The sequence below is a fragment of the Sphingobacterium corticis genome, assembly GCF_042684745.1.
Taxonomy (GTDB): domain Bacteria; phylum Bacteroidota; class Bacteroidia; order Sphingobacteriales; family Sphingobacteriaceae; genus Sphingobacterium; species Sphingobacterium corticis.
This window is the reverse complement of the sequence record NZ_JBHUMA010000004.1, coordinates 285,126-301,893: the sequence shown is the minus strand read 5'-3', so window position 1 is coordinate 301,893 and position 16,768 is coordinate 285,126. Positions and strand designations below refer to the sequence as shown.

The following is a 16,768-nucleotide window of genomic DNA, read 5'->3' as shown; positions in this document are numbered from 1 at the left end:
GGGTTTGGAACATTTGCGCCAAACCCATTTGTTATTATTTGCTCAATTCTGTGAAGTATTTGTGAAACAAAGGAATGGTTTCGATACCTTTCAGATAATTATCAATACCATATTTCTCGTTCGGCGAGTGCAAGTTATCGCTGTCTAAACCGAAACCGAGAAGCACCGTTTTGATGCCTAACTCCTTTTCGAATAGCGCAACGATTGGAATAGAACCTCCTCCGCGAGTAGGAATTGGCAATTTGCCAAAAGTTTCTTCCAATGCTTTTTCAGCAGCTTTGTATGCAATGCTATCCGTTGGTGTGACGACTGGTTCACCACCGTGATGTGGCGTAACTTTTACTTGTACGGAGCTTGGTGCGATACCTTCGAAATGCGATTTAAATAATTGCGTAATGCGCTCCGAATTTTGGTTAGGCACTAAACGCATGGATATTTTCGCAAACGCTTTTGACGGCAATACTGTTTTCGCACCTTCGCCGATGTATCCACCCCAAATGCCGTTTACTTCCAATGTTGGACGTGTACCCGCGCGTTCGATCGATGAATATCCGGCTTCGCCCCAAACATCACCAACGCCCAAATCTGATTTATATTCTTCCACATCAAACGGAGCTTCGTTTAATGCTTTCCGTTCTGCATCCGACAATTCAACTACGTCGTCATAGAATCCGGGAATAGCGATATGATTATTTTCATCGTGTAACGAAGCAATCATCTTGGATAAGATTGTCGCTGGATTCGCCACCGCGCCACCATAAACTCCAGAGTGCAAATCGCGATTCGGTCCGGTAACTTCCACTTCCACGTAAGAAAGTCCGCGCAATCCCGTTTCGATTGATGGTTGCTCCAAACTGATCATTGCCGTGTCCGAAATCACGATAACATCCGCACTTAAACGTTCTTTATTTTCTTTTACGAAGATGCCCAAGTTGGATGAACCCACTTCCTCTTCGCCTTCGATCATGAATTTAATGTTGCAAGGAAGCTCATTTTCCGCGATCATATATTCAAACGCTTTCACGTGCATGTAGAACTGTCCTTTGTCATCTGCCGCTCCGCGAGCATATATTTTTCCGTCGCGCACCGTTGGCTCAAATGGCGGCGTATCCCATAATTCTAATGGATCTGCCGGTTGCACATCATAATGTCCATAAACTAATACCGTAGGCAATGCTGGATCAATTAACTTTTCGCCATAAACGATTGGATATCCGGCTGTCGGACAAACTTCCACTTTATCTGCGCCAGCATCTTGCAACTTCTTAGCTACGTATTCTGCCGTTTTTACTACATCCTCCTTAAATTTCGGATCAGCACTGACTGATGGAAAACGCAGTAATTCGAACAATTCTTCTAGAAAGCGATCGGTGTTTGCCGATACATAATCTTTTATTTTTTGCATAACTTCTTAAGTTTCTACAAAAATAATCAAATATATTTTCAGAAAAGCTGTAACATTTTTCGTTTTCGTGCGACAAAGTAATAAAGAAGAGATCGCCATCTACCTAAAAGAGATTATTACGTTCGATGTGCTGTGTGAACCGATGCCGATCCAAACTAATGTAAGTCTATATTTTATACATGAAAAAAATTGCTATTCCTCTAGTACTTATTATGCTGGTGCTATATGTGTCGAGTTCGTTTGCGCAACTAAAAATATCTGGAAGGGTTGTTGACGAAGGGGATAAAACCGCTTTGCAAAACGCCACAGTGATGTTGTTGCAAGCAAAAGACTCCATTTTGGTCGACTTCGGCCGAGCAGATGAATCCGGAAAGTTTTCGTTGACTAAGCCGCAAACAGAAGATATGCTGTTGGTGGTTAGCTACCCGAAATATGGTGCTTTTTCCAAGTTTTTGGAAAAAGGTGGCCAGTTGCAGGATATGGGAACGGTGGAACTTACCGCAGTTGCCAATCTAATCGAGGAGGTTATGGTAACTGGACGAATTCCGGTTGTCATAAAAGGTGATACGATTGAATACGATGCGAATAGTTTTGCTACCGAAAAGAATGCGAAGGTAGAGGATTTGCTCAAGGTTCTTCCAGGTATTACGGTAGATTCCGATGGGAAAATTACCGCACAAGGTAAAGCTGTGGAGAAAGTGCTTGTTGATGGAGAAGAATTCTTTGGCGATGATCCGACCTTAGTAACGCGGAACTTGCGTTCGGATATGGTCGATAAAGTGCAAGTCTACGAGCGAAAATCGGATGCTGCCGAGCGTACTGGAGTGGACGACGGCGAGCGTGTGCAAACGATTAATGTGACTTTGAAAGAAGATGCGAAAAATGGTATGTTTGGAAAATTGGAAGGCGCGGTTGGTACAGATGATTTTTATTTGGGGAAAGCGGCTATCAATAAGTTTCAAGGATCACGTAAGATTGCGGCGTATGGTATTGCTTCCAACAACGGAACGGTAAGTTTAGGGTGGGAAGAGGAAGAGAAATTCGGTTTGGGCGACGATCAAATGCAGGTGTCTGAGGATGGAAGTATGTATTTCTTTGGGACCGGCGGCGATGAATTTAGCTACTGGAATGGCCGAGGTCGTCCGCAAGCGCTTAATACTGGTCTCAGCTACATGGATAAATTCGGTAAGAATGGAAATAAGATCAACTTAAATTACAAATTCGGCAGGATTGAGAACAATGAAATTACGGAAGGAATTAGCCAAACCAATTTGCCGAATGGTGTATTCAATCAAAGCTCGTTGAGTAATAATAATGTAGAAAATCAACGTCATCGTTTTAATGGGCGTTATGATTGGAATATTGATTCGCTGACTACCTTATTGGTGAAGGTTTCTGGAACTAGCGGTCGTCGAGAAGCAAATGACTACAGTGAAGCATTCAGTACGAATGGGGAAGGGGTGCCAATTAATGATAATAACAGGCAGCTTACTAGCGATGCTAAAAACTCGAACGTGACTTATGATGGTTTGTTTACGCGTAAATTCAAAAAAGTTGGTCGCTCATTATCGCTTCGATTAGCGGGAAATATTTCTGACGATAACGGGGAAGGTTTCTTGAATTCGGTGACGAATCAATATTTAGGAGACAGTACAAGCAGTGTTGTCATTGATCAGTTCAAAGAAATGTCGAGAAAATCGAACAATCTACAAACTTCAGCAACATACACGGAGCCACTTAGCGAGCGCTGGCGTACGTCGATTGGTTATTCATATAATAACTCCAGAACACATTCTATCAATAATTCATTTAATGCAAATGCGGATGGAGATTATAATGTGCTGGATGCAGAATTCAGTAACGATTTCGATTTTAACACGGTGCGTAATAGTGGGGATTTATCTGTTGGATATAAATCGGAGAAAATAGAATTTAATTTTAACAACAACTTGCGGAATGATGATTTGTTTCAGCGCAACAATTATCTTAATGAAGAATTGGATCGCGCGTTCTTGACATATAATCCAAGAGCTTTTATCCGATATAATATCACGAAGTCTAAGCGTATAAATTTAAACGTAAACCGTAATAACATTCTTCCTTCATTGATGCAAATTCAGCCATTGCGCCAAAATGAGAACCCATTAAATATCGTAGAAGGTAATCCAAACTTAACGCCCGCGCAACGCAACACGCTTAGTTTAAATTACAACTCTTGGGAAATGTTGAAAAATCGCTACATGTATCTTGGCGGAAGTGTTAGCCAAGAATATAATTCTATACAGCAAAATATTACGATCGATTCAACGGGTTTACGTACAATGCGTTACGATAATATGCGCGAACGTGTAAACAATTCAGGCTATCTTTGGGGTGGTATCGGTAGCAATTTGATTAAGAAATACAAAATTGAAGGTCGTTATGGACTAAATGCAAACTTTTCTGACGGCTACAATTATCAAAACGGTGCATTAAACCGAAATCAAAATTTAAGCTACGGGTTGAACTTATCTGCAGAAAAGAATACAACAAAGAATCTTGATTTTCGCTTAAGCTTCAATCCGGGATGGAGAAAGCTATCTTCATCGTTGCAGCCACAATTTAACAGTTCCGGTTTTACGATGTCGAGCGATTTATGGTTCAAAGCTTATCTACCTTGGAAAATTCAATTATATGGAACAGCAGAGCACACGTATGAAGCACCTACGGAAGCATTCAATGAAAGCTTTACCCGTTTGATCTTTACGCCGGGTGTGTCCAAACGCTTCTTAGAGAACGAAGCACTAACCGTAGAACTTTACGTGAATGATGTGTTTAATCAAAATATTGGATTTACTCGTTTTCAACAAGCTGGTATGATCTCGCAACAGCGTTACAACACGATTTCTAGGTATTTCATGTTTAAGGTAAGCTGGGATTTTACCAGAATGGGTGGAGTAAGTAATTAAGAAGCAGAAAAGATTTATAAAGATAAAAGCATGAAAAAGGTACTACAGTTATTGGTGTTTTTCGCCTGTTTGCCCATACATTTTGCGAGCGCGCAATATGCCTACTTTCCGCAGGAAGGTGTGGTCACATTCGATAAAACCATTCACATAAAAAATTTATTAAAACGCCATATAAATTCCTTAAAAGATGGAGATTTCCAACGTCGATACATCGAAGAGATGATTCCCAAAGTAAAAGAAACAGTAGTTTTGAAGAAAAAGCTTTCATTCAGCGGAAGTGAAGCTGGCTGGGAACCTGTTAAGGAAACGTACGATCCTATCGTAACTAACTTGATTAACATGGGTATCTTAGATTATCAAAATAATGGATACCAAAATCTTAAAACGAAGGAAGCACAGTCTGCATTTGCGATGGGCGGTTCGGAAATTGTGATAAAAGATTCTTTGTTGAACGTGAAATGGAAAATTACGGATGAATACCGGGAAATTGCTGGTTATTCCTGTCGCCGAGCAAACGGTGTGTTGTTGGATTCGGTTTACGTCGTAGCATTTTACACCGATCAAATTCCTTTATCCGTCGGTCCAAGCGCTACACATGGATTGCCCGGAATGATTTTGGGGTTGGTCGTTCCAGAACAGCACTATAATATTTACGCGACTAAGGTTGATTTCTCTTCGCCTGTTATAAAATCTAGTGTAGGTGCGAAAAGAGCAACTGCGATGAAGCGAAGAGAAATGGAAGCTAAAATCCGAGAAACTTTGGGCAGCTGGTTAGGGGAGAAGCAGATTAATCTCATTCTAGCCGCCATACAGATTTAGCTGCTGAAAACATGCTTATTAAACAAGAACGCTCATCTTTTTTGAAGATGAGCGTTCTTGTTTATATAATACGGTAATCGCTAAACAACGAAGTTCCAGCCGAAAGAATCTTCGATTCTGCCGTAACGTAGATCATTTAGATAATCCAATACTTTTAAAGAGAATTCTCGTGTTTCTACTGCTGGTAGCTCGTAATCTCTTCCGTTGAATCCAATACGAGAAATGTGTGTAATCGTTGCAGCGGTTCCGGCAGCAAATGCTTCGGAAACTTGTCCGGATTCGATGCCTTGAATTAATTCATCCACAGAAACTTTGCGTTGTTCCGTCTTCAAGCCCCACGCATCAGCCAATTCGATAATGGTGCGACGCGTTACACCGTGCAAAATCGTGTCACCATGCGGCGTAATGATGGTGTCGCCGATGCGGAAGATCAAATTGGCGGTACCCGCTTCTTCAATGTATTTGTGCTCGCGAGCGTCTGTCCACATCACTTGATCGTAACCTTGTTTATGTGCTAGCTCGGTTGGGTAAAGTGCTAATGCGTAATTTCCGGCATTTTTCGAGAAACCAACGCCGCCATCCGCAGCGCGCGTATATTCCGTTTCTACCTTCAGGCTGATTGGCTTGCTATAGTAGGCGCCTACTGGACCAGTGATGATAATAAATTTGTATGAAATGGATGGATGTACACCCAATGCAGCTTCTGTCGCAAACATAAATGGACGGATGTATAAAGATGATCCATTTTTATTTGGCACCCAATTCTGATCTATAGATAAAAGCTGTTTTAATCCGTCAATGAAAATTTCTTGCGGAACTTCCGGCATTTGTAGCCTTGTTGCGGATTTGTTGAAACGTTCCCAGTTTTTGTCCGGTCTAAAAATACTTACCGTTCCATCTTCAAATTTGTATGCTTTAATACCTTCGAAAATAGATTGCCCGTAGTGCAATGCAGACATCGACGGACTGATAGAAATATTACCATAAGGAACGATGCTTACGTCTCCCCACACGCCGTCGTGATAATCAGCGACGAGCATATGATCGGATAATACTTTTCCGAATACCAAATTGTCGAAATCAACGTCAGCTAATCTAGAATGTTGTGTTTGCTCTACACGAATATCGGTCCTAGTCATGGTTTAATAAATTATTATGAATGGGCGCAATTTAGTTAAAAAAAAGTAAACCTAGGTTATCAACTTTTTCGGCTACATACCTTAAAGTATAAAAAATTATTGCTTTGGGGATAAAAATAAATTATCTTTGTAGCGCTTTAGTTTTTTTGTCGTTTGATAGAGAAGAAACTACCGATAAGATATATGAACACTACTCAAGTTATTCAAAAAGAGGATGCTAGTCAGGCAAAAAAAATGAACATGATTCAATTTGTCGCTGGCTATTTCATTTACCTTTATAAGGTTGCGGTTCGTCCGAACTGATTTTTTACCCTAAAACTTTCTAAGATAGGTTCAATGTAGCTGCGATCATTCGCTAAGCGAGGGACTTTATTTTGTCCACCTAATTTGCCACGAGATTTCATCCATTCGTAGAATGTATTGGATGGTGCGTTGTGAACAATTGGCGATCTTAATGCCATGTCGTTAAACCTTTTGGCATCATAATCCGAATTTATTTCTCGTAATTTTTTGTCTAATATTTCACAAAACGATTCGAAAGAATGCGGTTGTTGCGTGAATTCAATAATCCATTCGTGCGCACCCGCTTTTCCCTCTTCGAAATAGACTGGAGCAGCCGTATAATCTTTCACGGAAGCTCCCGTTGCAACGCACGCTGTGTGAATGGCTTGATCAGCATTGTCAACAATTAATTCTTCACCGAATGTATTGATGTATGCGGTAGTTCTTCCGGAAATTTGGAAGCGGTAGGGCGAAAGCGAGGTGAATTTTACCGTATCACCAATCATATAGCGCCACAAACCTGCATTCGTGGAAATAATTAATGCGTAATTTTTACCTAGTTCAACTTGATCCAATGTGTAGGTTTTTGGATTCTCTTCCCCGAAGTGCTCCATCGGCAAGAATTCGTAGTAGATACCATAATCCAGCATCAGCAACAAATCATCCGAATCAGATTGATCTTGAATACCAAAATAACCTTCGGATGCATTATAATTCTCTAGATAATACATATTGCTCGAAGGGATCAATCGCTTGAATTCCTCACGATATGGGCGAAAACTCACACCGCCGTGTCCGTAAAATTCCAGATTTGGCCAAACTTCCAGCAAATTGCTTTTTCCGCTAATTTCTAAAATTCGCTGCGCCATCACGATATTCCAAGTAGGAACGCCCGCCAAGCTCGTTACATCTTCCTGCATCGTGATGCGAGCTATTTGGTCAATTTTATCTTCGAAATTCGGATTTAAGGTGACTTCTAAAGTAGGTGTTCGTTTAAATTCTGCCCAAAACGGCAAGTTGCGAATTAATATGGAAGATAAATCTCCCGAATAGGAATCGCTACTGAAGTTGTTGAACTGCGATGAACCTCCAATTACTACCGATTTTCCGGTAAAAACTTTATTCTCCGGGCGATTATGGCAGTAGATGGTCAACATATCTTTACCACCTTGGTAATGGCATTCGTCCAAAGCTTCCCGACTAACCGGAATAAATTTGCTGCGGTCAGAAGTTGTTCCCGAAGATTTTGCAAACCATTTGATGTCGGATGGCCAAAGGATGTTTTGTTCGCCTTGAATCATACGGTCCACATATCCCTTGATCGAATCGTAGTTTTGAATCGGAACACGATTTTTAAAATCGTCAACAGAGAAAATACTTTTATAATCGTATCGCTTTCCCCATTCGGTGGCTTCGGCGGTAGAAATTAAACTTTGGAACCATTCTTCCTGCACATCATGAGGATATTTCATGAAAAGCTCGATCTGGTGGATCCGCTTTTTCATAAACCACGTGAATAAGGAATTTAGAATGGCCATCAGTTTATAATAATCTCTTCAACTACTAAGTTAGAGTTTTTTTCGTCGCAACTCAAAATGTCGACCGAGATAAAACTTACGCGCCAGTTCATTATCGGCAATTTCTTCCGGAGTACCAGTCAGCATAATCTTACCTTCCGTTAACAAATAAGCACGATCGGTAATGGATAGCGTTTCTTGCACGTTGTGATCGGTAATCAAAATGCCGATATTTTTGGTTTTTAGTTTGGCAACAATAGTTTGAATTTCTTCTACCGCAATAGGATCGACACCAGCGAATGGTTCATCTAAAAGAATGAAGCTTGGATTGGCCGCAAGCGCACGCGCAATTTCCGTACGTCGACGTTCTCCACCGGACAACAAATCGCCACGATTTTTCCGCACGCGATGCAAGCTGAACTCGGTAAGCAATTCTTCCAGTTTTTCTTTGCGCTCTTGCTTGTTCGGATAATGTATTTCCAATACGGCGAGAATGTTGTTTTCTACGGAAATCTTCCTAAAAACGGAAGCTTCTTGCGCCAAATAGCCGATTCCTCGTTGCGCGCGTTGATACATCGCATCCTGCGTAATATCTTTGTCGTCCAAGTAAACATGTCCCTCGTTGGGTTTGATTAACCCCACGATCATATAGAACGACGTCGTCTTTCCGGCACCGTTTGGCCCCAAGAAACCGACAATCTCGCCTTGTTCTACTTGGAATGAAACGTCATTTACGACCGTTCGTTGACGATATTTTTTAATCAGGTGTTCCGCTTTTAGTATCATGTATCCAACTCCTTCACCTACAAATATATCGGTTAATATCGAATTGCTTTAATGTTCAATTGTAAATTCTTGCGCGTTTTCCATGTGTTTTCCTCAATGGTGTAGCAAATATCAAATCGCTTTCCGGCATTGATGTGATCCAAATGTTCGGCGAGGCCGAATGCAATTGTAGAAAATGGTGCACAACCTTCCTGCTTTAACATCATTTTCAAGTGATTTGCACCGACTACGTGTGCCAATCCGCTTACCGTAACACCTTTCGTGACGAAAATAGGTTGTTCATTTTGCGGGCCGAATGGTTCAAATTGTTTTAGCAAGCGAAACAGCTTCGCATCAATATCCTGAAAATGTATAGGAAGGTCGATGGAAATTTCTTGCGTCAACATTTCGGGTGTAATCGTCGCGGTGACCACTTCTTCGAAGCGTTGCTGAAATAGCGGTACGTTTTCTGTGGGCATAGTCAGTCCGGCAGCGTACTTATGTCCGCCAAATTGTTCGAGCAAATCGCTGCAAGATTCCAATGCTTGATAAAGATCAAATCCCAAAACAGATCGCGCCGATCCGGCAACATGCCCATTTGTTTGAGTTAATATGATGGTTGGTCGATAATATTTTTCCGTGAGTCTGGATGCTACGATGCCAATCACACCCTTGTGCCAATCATTCTTATAAAGAACGGTGGAATTACGGTTTTGTAAGGCTACATTATCGGCAATAATAGCCAACGCTTCTTCCGTGATTTTTAGATCAACGTCCTTGCGTTCGTTGTTCTGCACATCAACTTTGTCGGAAAACACCGAAGCATCCGCGGTCGATTTGGAAGTGAGCAGTTTTACAGCATCTTTCGCATGTTCGATTCGTCCGGCCGCGTTAATGCGTGGACCGATTTGAAAAACAATATCATTCACCGTGAAGAAATCCTTCCGATTATTGGAAAGCTCAATCAAAGCGCGGATGCCAAAGGATGGGTTGCTATTCAATTTTTGTAAGCCAAAATGGCAAAGCAATCTGTTTTCTCCAGTAATAGGTACAATATCGGAGGCAATGCTGACCGCTACCAAATCCAAATATTGATAGGCCATCGACATATCCATATCGTTGGACTGGATAAAGGCTTGAATGATCTTAAAGCCAATTCCGCAGCCGGATAATTCGGTATAGGGGTAATTGCAGTCATTCCGTTTCGGATCTAAAACAGCTAACGCATCCGGGATGGAATCGCCCGGTAAATGGTGATCACCGATGATAAAATCAATGCCTTTCTCCTTCGCATAAGCCACCTTATCAATCTCTTTAATGCCACAATCCAACGCAATAATCAATGAAAATCCGTTTTCGTGTGCATAATCGATGCCTTGATAGGAGATGCCATAGCCTTCTGCGTATCGATCAGGAATGTAATATTCTAAACCGCTATGAAATTGGTGGAAAAATGAAAAAACAATCGATACCGCGGTAGTTCCGTCCACATCATAATCGCCGTAAACTAGAATTTTTTCTTTATTACTGATGGCTTTGGTGATGCGCTCGATCGCGACATCCATATCCTTCATCAAAAAGGGATCGTGAAGGTAGGAGAGTGCCGGCCGGAAAAACTCCCGCGCCGCTTCAAAAGTTTCTACTTTTCGGTAAGCTAAAAGGTTGGCAACGACATCACTTACTCCAAGTCCCTCGCGGAGACTCTGTGTAATTGCTGCGTTATTTTTGGGTTTTAGTAACCACCTTTTTTGCATACCTTTGCCTTGTAAAATAGGGGTAAATATACGTTTTTTAACACGTAATCGCCTAATTTATACGACCTGTACCTTTATTGCAGGATGTAAAGCACATAGTTACAACTATATAAAATGATTCAAGCTCACTCCTTATACGAAGGCTCTTTTTCCGTTGATGCCAGCAAGGTGTTTGTTCCTTTCGATCCGAAAAAAGATGATCCAAAAGATCGACCAGCTTCGCTATTCGTTCATGTACGTCCTTTTTTGGTGGAAACGAAAGCCGGATTGGTAGTTATTGATACCGGGCTAGGAGAGCGTACAGCGGATGGCGAGTTGTTGATTCATCACAATATCAAATCGCTAGGTTTTGATCCGTCGGACGTGCGATATGTATTGATGTCGCATTTGCATAAAGATCACATGGGCGGCACGGTAGATATGCAGGACGGAAGTACGCGCATTGCTTTTCCGAACGCCGAGTATGTGGTGCAGGAAAAGGAATGGGAAAATGCGTATAGCACGGATTCCGCATCCTACAGAACGGAGTTGTTTCAAGCATTGCAGCGGAGCGGTAATTTGCTTTTGGTAGATGGCGATGGCGACTTGAACGACGAGATTTCGTACGAGGTAACTGGCGGACATACCGAGTTTCATCAAATATTTCACATTCGTACCGGAGATGAACATTATTTCTTTGGGGGAGATGTGCTTTCTGAGCCAGGCGAGATTTTTAGAAATTTCGTAGCGAAATACGATTTTGACGGGCGAACATCGAAAGAATATCGAACAAAGGTGTGGGAGAAGGGTGCTCCGGAAGGCTGGATTTTCTTGTTTTATCATTCCAAAACAACACAAATTGGAAAGCCGGTGAAGCAAGATGATGGTAGTTATAAATTAGAAGATTTAGCAGAATAAAGACATTTGTCGATCATAAAAATATTAAATTAAACAACGTAAATCATGTCGATAGTTAGAGAAAGCGATCTGATCGGTATCGGAAAAAAGTATGAAATTGATACGGAAGCTGGCGACCAAATGGTTGTCGTTATTCACGACGATGGGCGCCGCGAATTGTATCGCCACGAGAAAACCGAACACGAAACGCATTGTGTGATGACATTATCCGACGAAGAATCGCGTCAGGTAGCTGGAATTCTTGGCGGACTTTCCTACAAGCCGAAAGCATTGGAAACGATGGAAGTAGCTTTGGACGATCTGCGTATTGAATGGTACAAGGTAGGAACTTCCGATCAAGGTGTGGAAAATAAAAGCATTGGCGAACTTGGCGTTCGTCAGAAAACAGGTGCTTCTATCATCGCTGCGATTAAAGATGATGAAACGATCATCAATCCGGGGCCAGATTACGTCATTACATCGGGAACAACTTTAGTAATCGCAGGAAAAAGAAATAATATCAAATTGCTGAAAGAGATTTTGCTATAAGCCAAAAGATAATTACATGCTAACAAATACCCTAATATTAGAGATCGGAATTGCTGTACTACTTGTTGCAATAGTTGGTTTATTAGCCAACAAGTTGCGGTTTTCGGTCATTCCGTTTTTCATATTAATCGGTATGGTTCTAGGACAGCATGCACCGACCTTTGGCGCAATTGACCTGACTTTTACGGAAAGCAAGCCATTTATTGATTTTATGGGGCGCCTTGGCGTGCTATTTCTGCTTTTCTATTTAGGTTTAGAATTCTCCGTTGGCAGATTGATGAAATCCGGCAAATCTATTGTTTCCGGTGGCATATTTTATGTGCTGCTGAATTTTATTTCCGGCTTATTTATCGGCTGGATGATGGAACTGCCGTTTAAGGAAATGATGGTGCTTTGTGGTATTATGACCAGTTCATCTACTGCAATTGTTGCTAAAGTATTAACGGATTTGAAACGTACGGCAAACCCGGAAACAGAAGTCATCATGGGAATGATTATGTTCGACGATTTGTTTATAGCAATGCACATTTCTTTCTTGTCGGGATTGATTCTGACTGGTTCAACATCGTTCTTAGCTGTTGCCGGAACATCGGCTTTAGCGCTGACATTTATCTTGACTTTTCTAGTGCTCGGACGTAAGTTGGTGCCTGCAATTGATAGATTGTTGCACGACAAATCCTCCGAATTATTTGTGCTCATTATCTTCAGTTTATTGTTCGTGATTGCAGGTTTCTCAGAAACTATTCACGTTGCTGAAGCGATTGGAGCACTGATGGCAGGTTTGGTATTGGCTGACTCCAAATACATTAAGAAGATTGAAGGAATGGTTTTGCCTTACAAGGATTTCTTTGGGGCGATGTTCTTCTTTAGTTTCGGATTGTCGATTGACATGTACGCTTTAGGAGGAGCTTTGGGTTGGGGAACTTTGGCTGCGTTCATTACCGTGGTAGTCAATGTAGCTTCGGGCTATTTTGCAACGCGATTTTCTGGGTTGAAACCAAGAAATGCGGTGGATATTGGTTTTACCTTGTCGGCACGCGGTGAGTTTTCTATTATCATGGCTAACATTGGCAAAGCTGGTGGTTTGCTACCAGTTGTACAATCGTTTGTCGTGGTTTACGTGTTGCTTTTGTCGATTATTTCGCCTTTGCTTACTAAGGAATCTAAAAATATTTGGAATGCCTTAAACGGTTCGGGCAAAGACGTGAAACCTGTTAAAAAGAAGCTAAGCGATTTGGAGGCTCTTTCCGAGCAAAATAAAACCGCGCAATCATTACGTTAATTGTAGTTGTAATAATCGCGCGGTCCAATGAGGCGAATGCCTATTTATTTGTTAATCATCGTATCCGAATCTTTTCAAGTAATTTTTCTTGCTTCTCCAGTCGGGCAATACCTTCACGAATAGTTCCAAAAATACTTTTCCATCGATAAACTCTTCGATATCCTGACGCGCGTAGGTGCCGACTTTTTTAATCATTGCACCCGCTTTTCCGATAATGATGTTTTTTTGTGAATCACGTTCTACAATAACTTCCGCCGCAATGCGCGTAATATGTCCTTCTTCTTTATACGATGTAACAACCACTTCGGTGCTGTAAGGAATTTCTTTGTCGTATAATTTGAATATCTTTTCGCGGATCATCTCCGAAACGAAGAATCGGGTAGATTTATCGGTCAATTCGTCTTTCTCATAAAATGGAGGGTGTACAGGCAGTTTTTCTTTGATGTAAGCCATAATTCCGTCCACATTGTAGCCATGCAAAGCAGATAGTGCAAAGATCACTTCTGGATTGACTTTCTCTTTCCAAAACGCTACTTTCTCCTTGACTTCTTCTTCGGATGATTTATCAACCTTATTGATTAATACTGCAACAGGAGAATCTGTTTTCCGAAGCTTTTCGATCACATCGTTCTCGTCGTATTTTTCGTGAATGTCCGTCACAAAAAGAATGATGTCGGCATCGATAATAGATCCTTGCACGAAATTCATCATGGATTCTTGTAAGGAATAGTTGGGTTTGATCACGCCGGGCGTGTCTGAAAATACAATTTGGTAGTCCTCTTGGTTAACAATTCCAATAATTCTATGACGAGTTGTTTGTGCTTTTGGCGTGATGATCGACATCTTTTCCCCCACTAACGCATTCATTAACGTCGATTTTCCCGCATTGGGTTTACCAATGATACTTACGAATCCAGCTTTATGTGACATTTTTTATTTTTTATTTGCATTTCAAAAATACAAGTTATATCTTTGTGAAACAATTCGGAAGAGCAATATCTACGAAAGACGCCACACTAAGGCAGATTTTAAGAAAAATATATTGCGGGGTGGAGCAGTTGGTAGCTCGTCGGGCTCATAACCCGAAGGTCGCACGTTCGAGTCGTGTCCCCGCTACTAAAAGCCGTTCAGAGATGAACGGCTTTATTTTTTTGTCCAAATTTTATTAATAATAAGCTATGAGAATGGAACAATCCAATGGTTCTGTCAGAGGCTGATTCTATTTAATTTCCAAATCCAATTGCCTTCCTTCTTGTTTTGCCTTTTTATCCATGGTGGCTCGTACAGCCAGTCCAAGTGCCATTCCGATAGGTAATCCAATTCCCAAAAGTCCTATGTTTCCCACACTCATTCCTATCGCTACTCCTATTGGTAATCCAAATACTGTCATACCTAGGACTAACCATAGATTTCGGTAATAATTTAATGGAACGATTTTCAAATCCTTTTACAGCATTTTTAAGATTGTACTTTGTTTGAATTTTATCAGGCTTAGTAAAACTTTTCCTGAATCAATAATCATGTTCATAATATTAGTTTGGAACCAAAAGTCAACACTAATGCGGGGTTCCTTCAAGAGGTTTCGAAGGAATTATTAACGTGAAATCAGCTTCTTCAACGGACGGATTATCTTCTCCCTCAGGAATTGTGGTGATTGTCAAGATCAATTTTGGATCGATTTCGCGCATAAACGATAAAATACCTTCCCGGTTTTTGGTGTGGTATGCACCATTTATATGCAGGAATATCTTATCGACTTTAGCATGAAGCAGGATTTGGTGCGCCATGCTCGCATCCTTGATTGCCTGTGAATACAGCATGTTTTCACCACCGTGTCCAGGAATCATGTTTTTCAATTCTTGGTAGCTCGATAGCGTCGTATCCACATTCATTGGAAGCGGAGGTAGGATCGTTTTCGCATAATCCGATAAACTATCCAAAATAGCCACGCCACGATGGTAAACGGCATTTGCATATCGACGCGGAACATTGGTAGCAATGACCGGGATACGATGCGCTTTGGCAAATTCTACCATCGGACGATAATCGCTGTAGTTTGTCCAAATACGGGATTCACTTTCAAACGATCTTGTATTGATTATGCCGCTCATATATTCGTTCAACACGGGCTGCACATCCGTTTCGAACATCTCCATGCCCAATACCAATTTGTCTCCATGAAGCGCGAACAACGATTCGAGTACTTGCAATTCCAAATCATGTGCAGGCTTTTCGCCGTGCATTTCACCAATGAAAATATACTTTTTCCCTTTTGTTGCTCCCAAAACATCTTCTATACTTACTACCTTGCCTTGCGCATTGTAAAGGGAAGAAATGTTTTGAGCATGAGCCATTTGCAGGCTCATGCTTATTATCAAAATAGCTATAAAACGTATCGACATATTATTCGCTAATGGTTTTGATTAGCTCCCGCCAATCTGTTCTTTCCGGCACATCGGGTTTGCGTTTTCCGAAGAATTGTGCTACTAGATTTCCTTTTGCATCGTACGTTTCTACGCTATGTACCAAACCCAGATTAGTTGGTTTTTTTACGATCCAAACACTGTCCAACGCCTCATCGCGCAGGTGCATATTAAATGCAGGATCTAAGATGTTAATCCACGGTCCGGTGCGCATAATGCGATCTGCTTTTCCGGTATGGATTTGCAAACAGTTACTATTGCCGATGAATACCATAATTTCCAGTTTTCCTTCGGAAACCAAATTCAACATATCTTCTACCTTACTAATTGCGATTTTTTGAGCATGGCCTGCTGGAGCTAAACGCAAAGCTTGCGTGCGCGTTACACCATGCTTGCGTAACAATCCAAAGAAATCGTGCGTATCCTGCAATGCCAACCATTCTGCCTGGAATGTTGCTTGATCGATCTCGCTATCGGCTTTTTCGGGTTTCTCTTCCGGAGAAATCTTGTCGATCGTAAAGGAAGAAGCGTTTTCATCTTTATAGGTGTTTACCAAATCTTGATAAGCATTTAAATCGCTGCTTTCTGTCAGGTAGATTTTATGGACTGCCGTTCCCCATTTGTCGAAGAACTGAATGCTTTGACGATCGTTTTCGTTTACAGCAAACACATGCGCCCAGTTAGAAAGAAACAAACGTAAGTCGATATCTTCGCCGACAACCAATCCCATCTGCGGACCATGAAAGGATGCTTTGGAATAAGTTCCTTTTCTTTCGTGAACAGCATGGTCATTTCTAGTTAGCGCCATCACATGACCTAAACTCGGGATGGCTAGCAGAATAGCTTGAATCTCGGGTTTCAGTGCAATATTGTCATTGCCTATAGCTACCAATTCAGCTTCAGATACACCAAGCGCCGTTGCCGCATCGCGAATGCGCACTTTAGGATTTTCCGCTTTGTAACTTTCGTATTTTTCTTTTAGTTGATCTGTTGTGGTCATTGTTGGAAT

14 protein-coding genes and 1 tRNA gene are annotated in these 16,768 nt (G+C 41.4%); 6 read left to right on the top strand and 9 right to left on the bottom strand.

Annotated features, from left to right (window positions below; genetic code table 11):
* Window positions 1–34: 34 nt before the first annotated feature.
* A complete protein-coding gene (locus ACFSQ3_RS02505; RefSeq protein WP_380867199.1) occupies window positions 35–1,405 on the bottom strand; it encodes a dipeptidase in 1,371 nt (456 codons plus the stop codon).
* Between the two features lie 179 nt (window positions 1,406–1,584).
* Here ACFSQ3_RS02505 and ACFSQ3_RS02500 point away from each other — a divergent pair, with 179 nt between their 5' ends.
* Together ACFSQ3_RS02500 and ACFSQ3_RS02495 are read left to right on the top strand one after the other, a co-directional pair.
* The gene (locus tag ACFSQ3_RS02500; RefSeq protein ID WP_380867198.1) at window positions 1,585–4,353 is read left to right on the top strand and encodes an outer membrane beta-barrel protein; all 2,769 of its coding nucleotides are present in this window, start codon (window positions 1,585–1,587) and stop codon (window positions 4,351–4,353) included.
* A 30-nt stretch (window positions 4,354–4,383) separates the two neighbouring features.
* Window positions 4,384–5,172 (top strand): GLPGLI family protein, encoded by a 789-nt coding sequence (locus ACFSQ3_RS02495; protein WP_380867196.1) that lies wholly within the window; start codon window positions 4,384–4,386, stop codon window positions 5,170–5,172.
* Between the two features lie 80 nt (window positions 5,173–5,252).
* On the opposite strand, the gene ACFSQ3_RS02490 is transcribed toward ACFSQ3_RS02495, so the two are convergent.
* From ACFSQ3_RS02490 to recJ, 4 genes are all read right to left on the bottom strand, one after another.
* Window positions 5,253–6,311, bottom strand: a complete 1,059-nt coding sequence (locus ACFSQ3_RS02490; RefSeq protein ID WP_380867194.1) for a branched-chain amino acid aminotransferase — start codon at window positions 6,309–6,311, stop codon at window positions 5,253–5,255.
* A gap of 275 nt (window positions 6,312–6,586) precedes the next feature.
* A complete protein-coding gene (locus ACFSQ3_RS02485) occupies window positions 6,587–8,131 on the bottom strand; it encodes a GH3 auxin-responsive promoter family protein (RefSeq protein WP_380867192.1) in 1,545 nt (514 codons plus the stop codon).
* A 30-nt stretch (window positions 8,132–8,161) separates the two neighbouring features.
* Window positions 8,162–8,896 (bottom strand): LPS export ABC transporter ATP-binding protein, encoded by a 735-nt coding sequence (lptB, locus tag ACFSQ3_RS02480; protein ID WP_380867191.1) that lies wholly within the window; start codon window positions 8,894–8,896, stop codon window positions 8,162–8,164.
* A gap of 32 nt (window positions 8,897–8,928) precedes the next feature.
* A complete protein-coding gene (recJ, locus tag ACFSQ3_RS02475; protein WP_380867189.1) occupies window positions 8,929–10,629 on the bottom strand; it encodes a single-stranded-DNA-specific exonuclease RecJ in 1,701 nt (566 codons plus the stop codon).
* 114 nt (window positions 10,630–10,743) lie between these two features.
* On the opposite strand from recJ, the gene ACFSQ3_RS02470 reads away from it, so the two are divergent.
* The 3 genes from ACFSQ3_RS02470 to ACFSQ3_RS02460 are packed head-to-tail and all read left to right on the top strand — an operon-like array spanning window position 10,744 to window position 13,336.
* The gene (locus ACFSQ3_RS02470; RefSeq protein ID WP_380867187.1) at window positions 10,744–11,526 is read left to right on the top strand and encodes an MBL fold metallo-hydrolase; all 783 of its coding nucleotides are present in this window, start codon (window positions 10,744–10,746) and stop codon (window positions 11,524–11,526) included.
* 45 nt (window positions 11,527–11,571) lie between these two features.
* Window positions 11,572–12,054, top strand: a complete 483-nt coding sequence (locus tag ACFSQ3_RS02465; protein ID WP_380867186.1) for a cation:proton antiporter regulatory subunit — start codon at window positions 11,572–11,574, stop codon at window positions 12,052–12,054.
* A 16-nt stretch (window positions 12,055–12,070) separates the two neighbouring features.
* Window positions 12,071–13,336, top strand: a complete 1,266-nt coding sequence (locus ACFSQ3_RS02460; RefSeq protein WP_380867184.1) for a cation:proton antiporter — start codon at window positions 12,071–12,073, stop codon at window positions 13,334–13,336.
* 51 nt (window positions 13,337–13,387) lie between these two features.
* On the opposite strand, the gene era is transcribed toward ACFSQ3_RS02460, so the two are convergent.
* Window positions 13,388–14,266, bottom strand: a complete 879-nt coding sequence (gene era, locus ACFSQ3_RS02455) for a GTPase Era (RefSeq protein WP_380867182.1) — start codon at window positions 14,264–14,266, stop codon at window positions 13,388–13,390.
* Window positions 14,267–14,379: 113 nt separating this feature from the next.
* Between era and ACFSQ3_RS02450 the strand changes: the two genes are divergently transcribed.
* A tRNA-Met gene (locus ACFSQ3_RS02450) sits at window positions 14,380–14,452 on the top strand.
* Window positions 14,453–14,555: 103 nt separating this feature from the next.
* Here ACFSQ3_RS02450 and ACFSQ3_RS02445 read toward each other — a convergent pair.
* From ACFSQ3_RS02445 to ACFSQ3_RS02435, 3 genes are all read right to left on the bottom strand, one after another.
* Window positions 14,556–14,687: a hypothetical protein gene (locus ACFSQ3_RS02445; protein ID WP_380867180.1), complete on the bottom strand. Its 132-nt coding sequence runs from the start codon at window positions 14,685–14,687 to the stop codon at window positions 14,556–14,558.
* Between the two features lie 205 nt (window positions 14,688–14,892).
* Window positions 14,893–15,702, bottom strand: a complete 810-nt coding sequence (locus tag ACFSQ3_RS02440; protein WP_380867179.1) for a ChaN family lipoprotein — start codon at window positions 15,700–15,702, stop codon at window positions 14,893–14,895.
* Window positions 15,703–15,739: 37 nt separating this feature from the next.
* On the bottom strand, window positions 15,740–16,759 hold the full coding sequence (locus ACFSQ3_RS02435) for a hemin-degrading factor (protein WP_380867177.1): 1,020 nt from the start codon (window positions 16,757–16,759) through the stop codon (window positions 15,740–15,742).
* Window positions 16,760–16,768 lie beyond the last annotated feature (9 nt).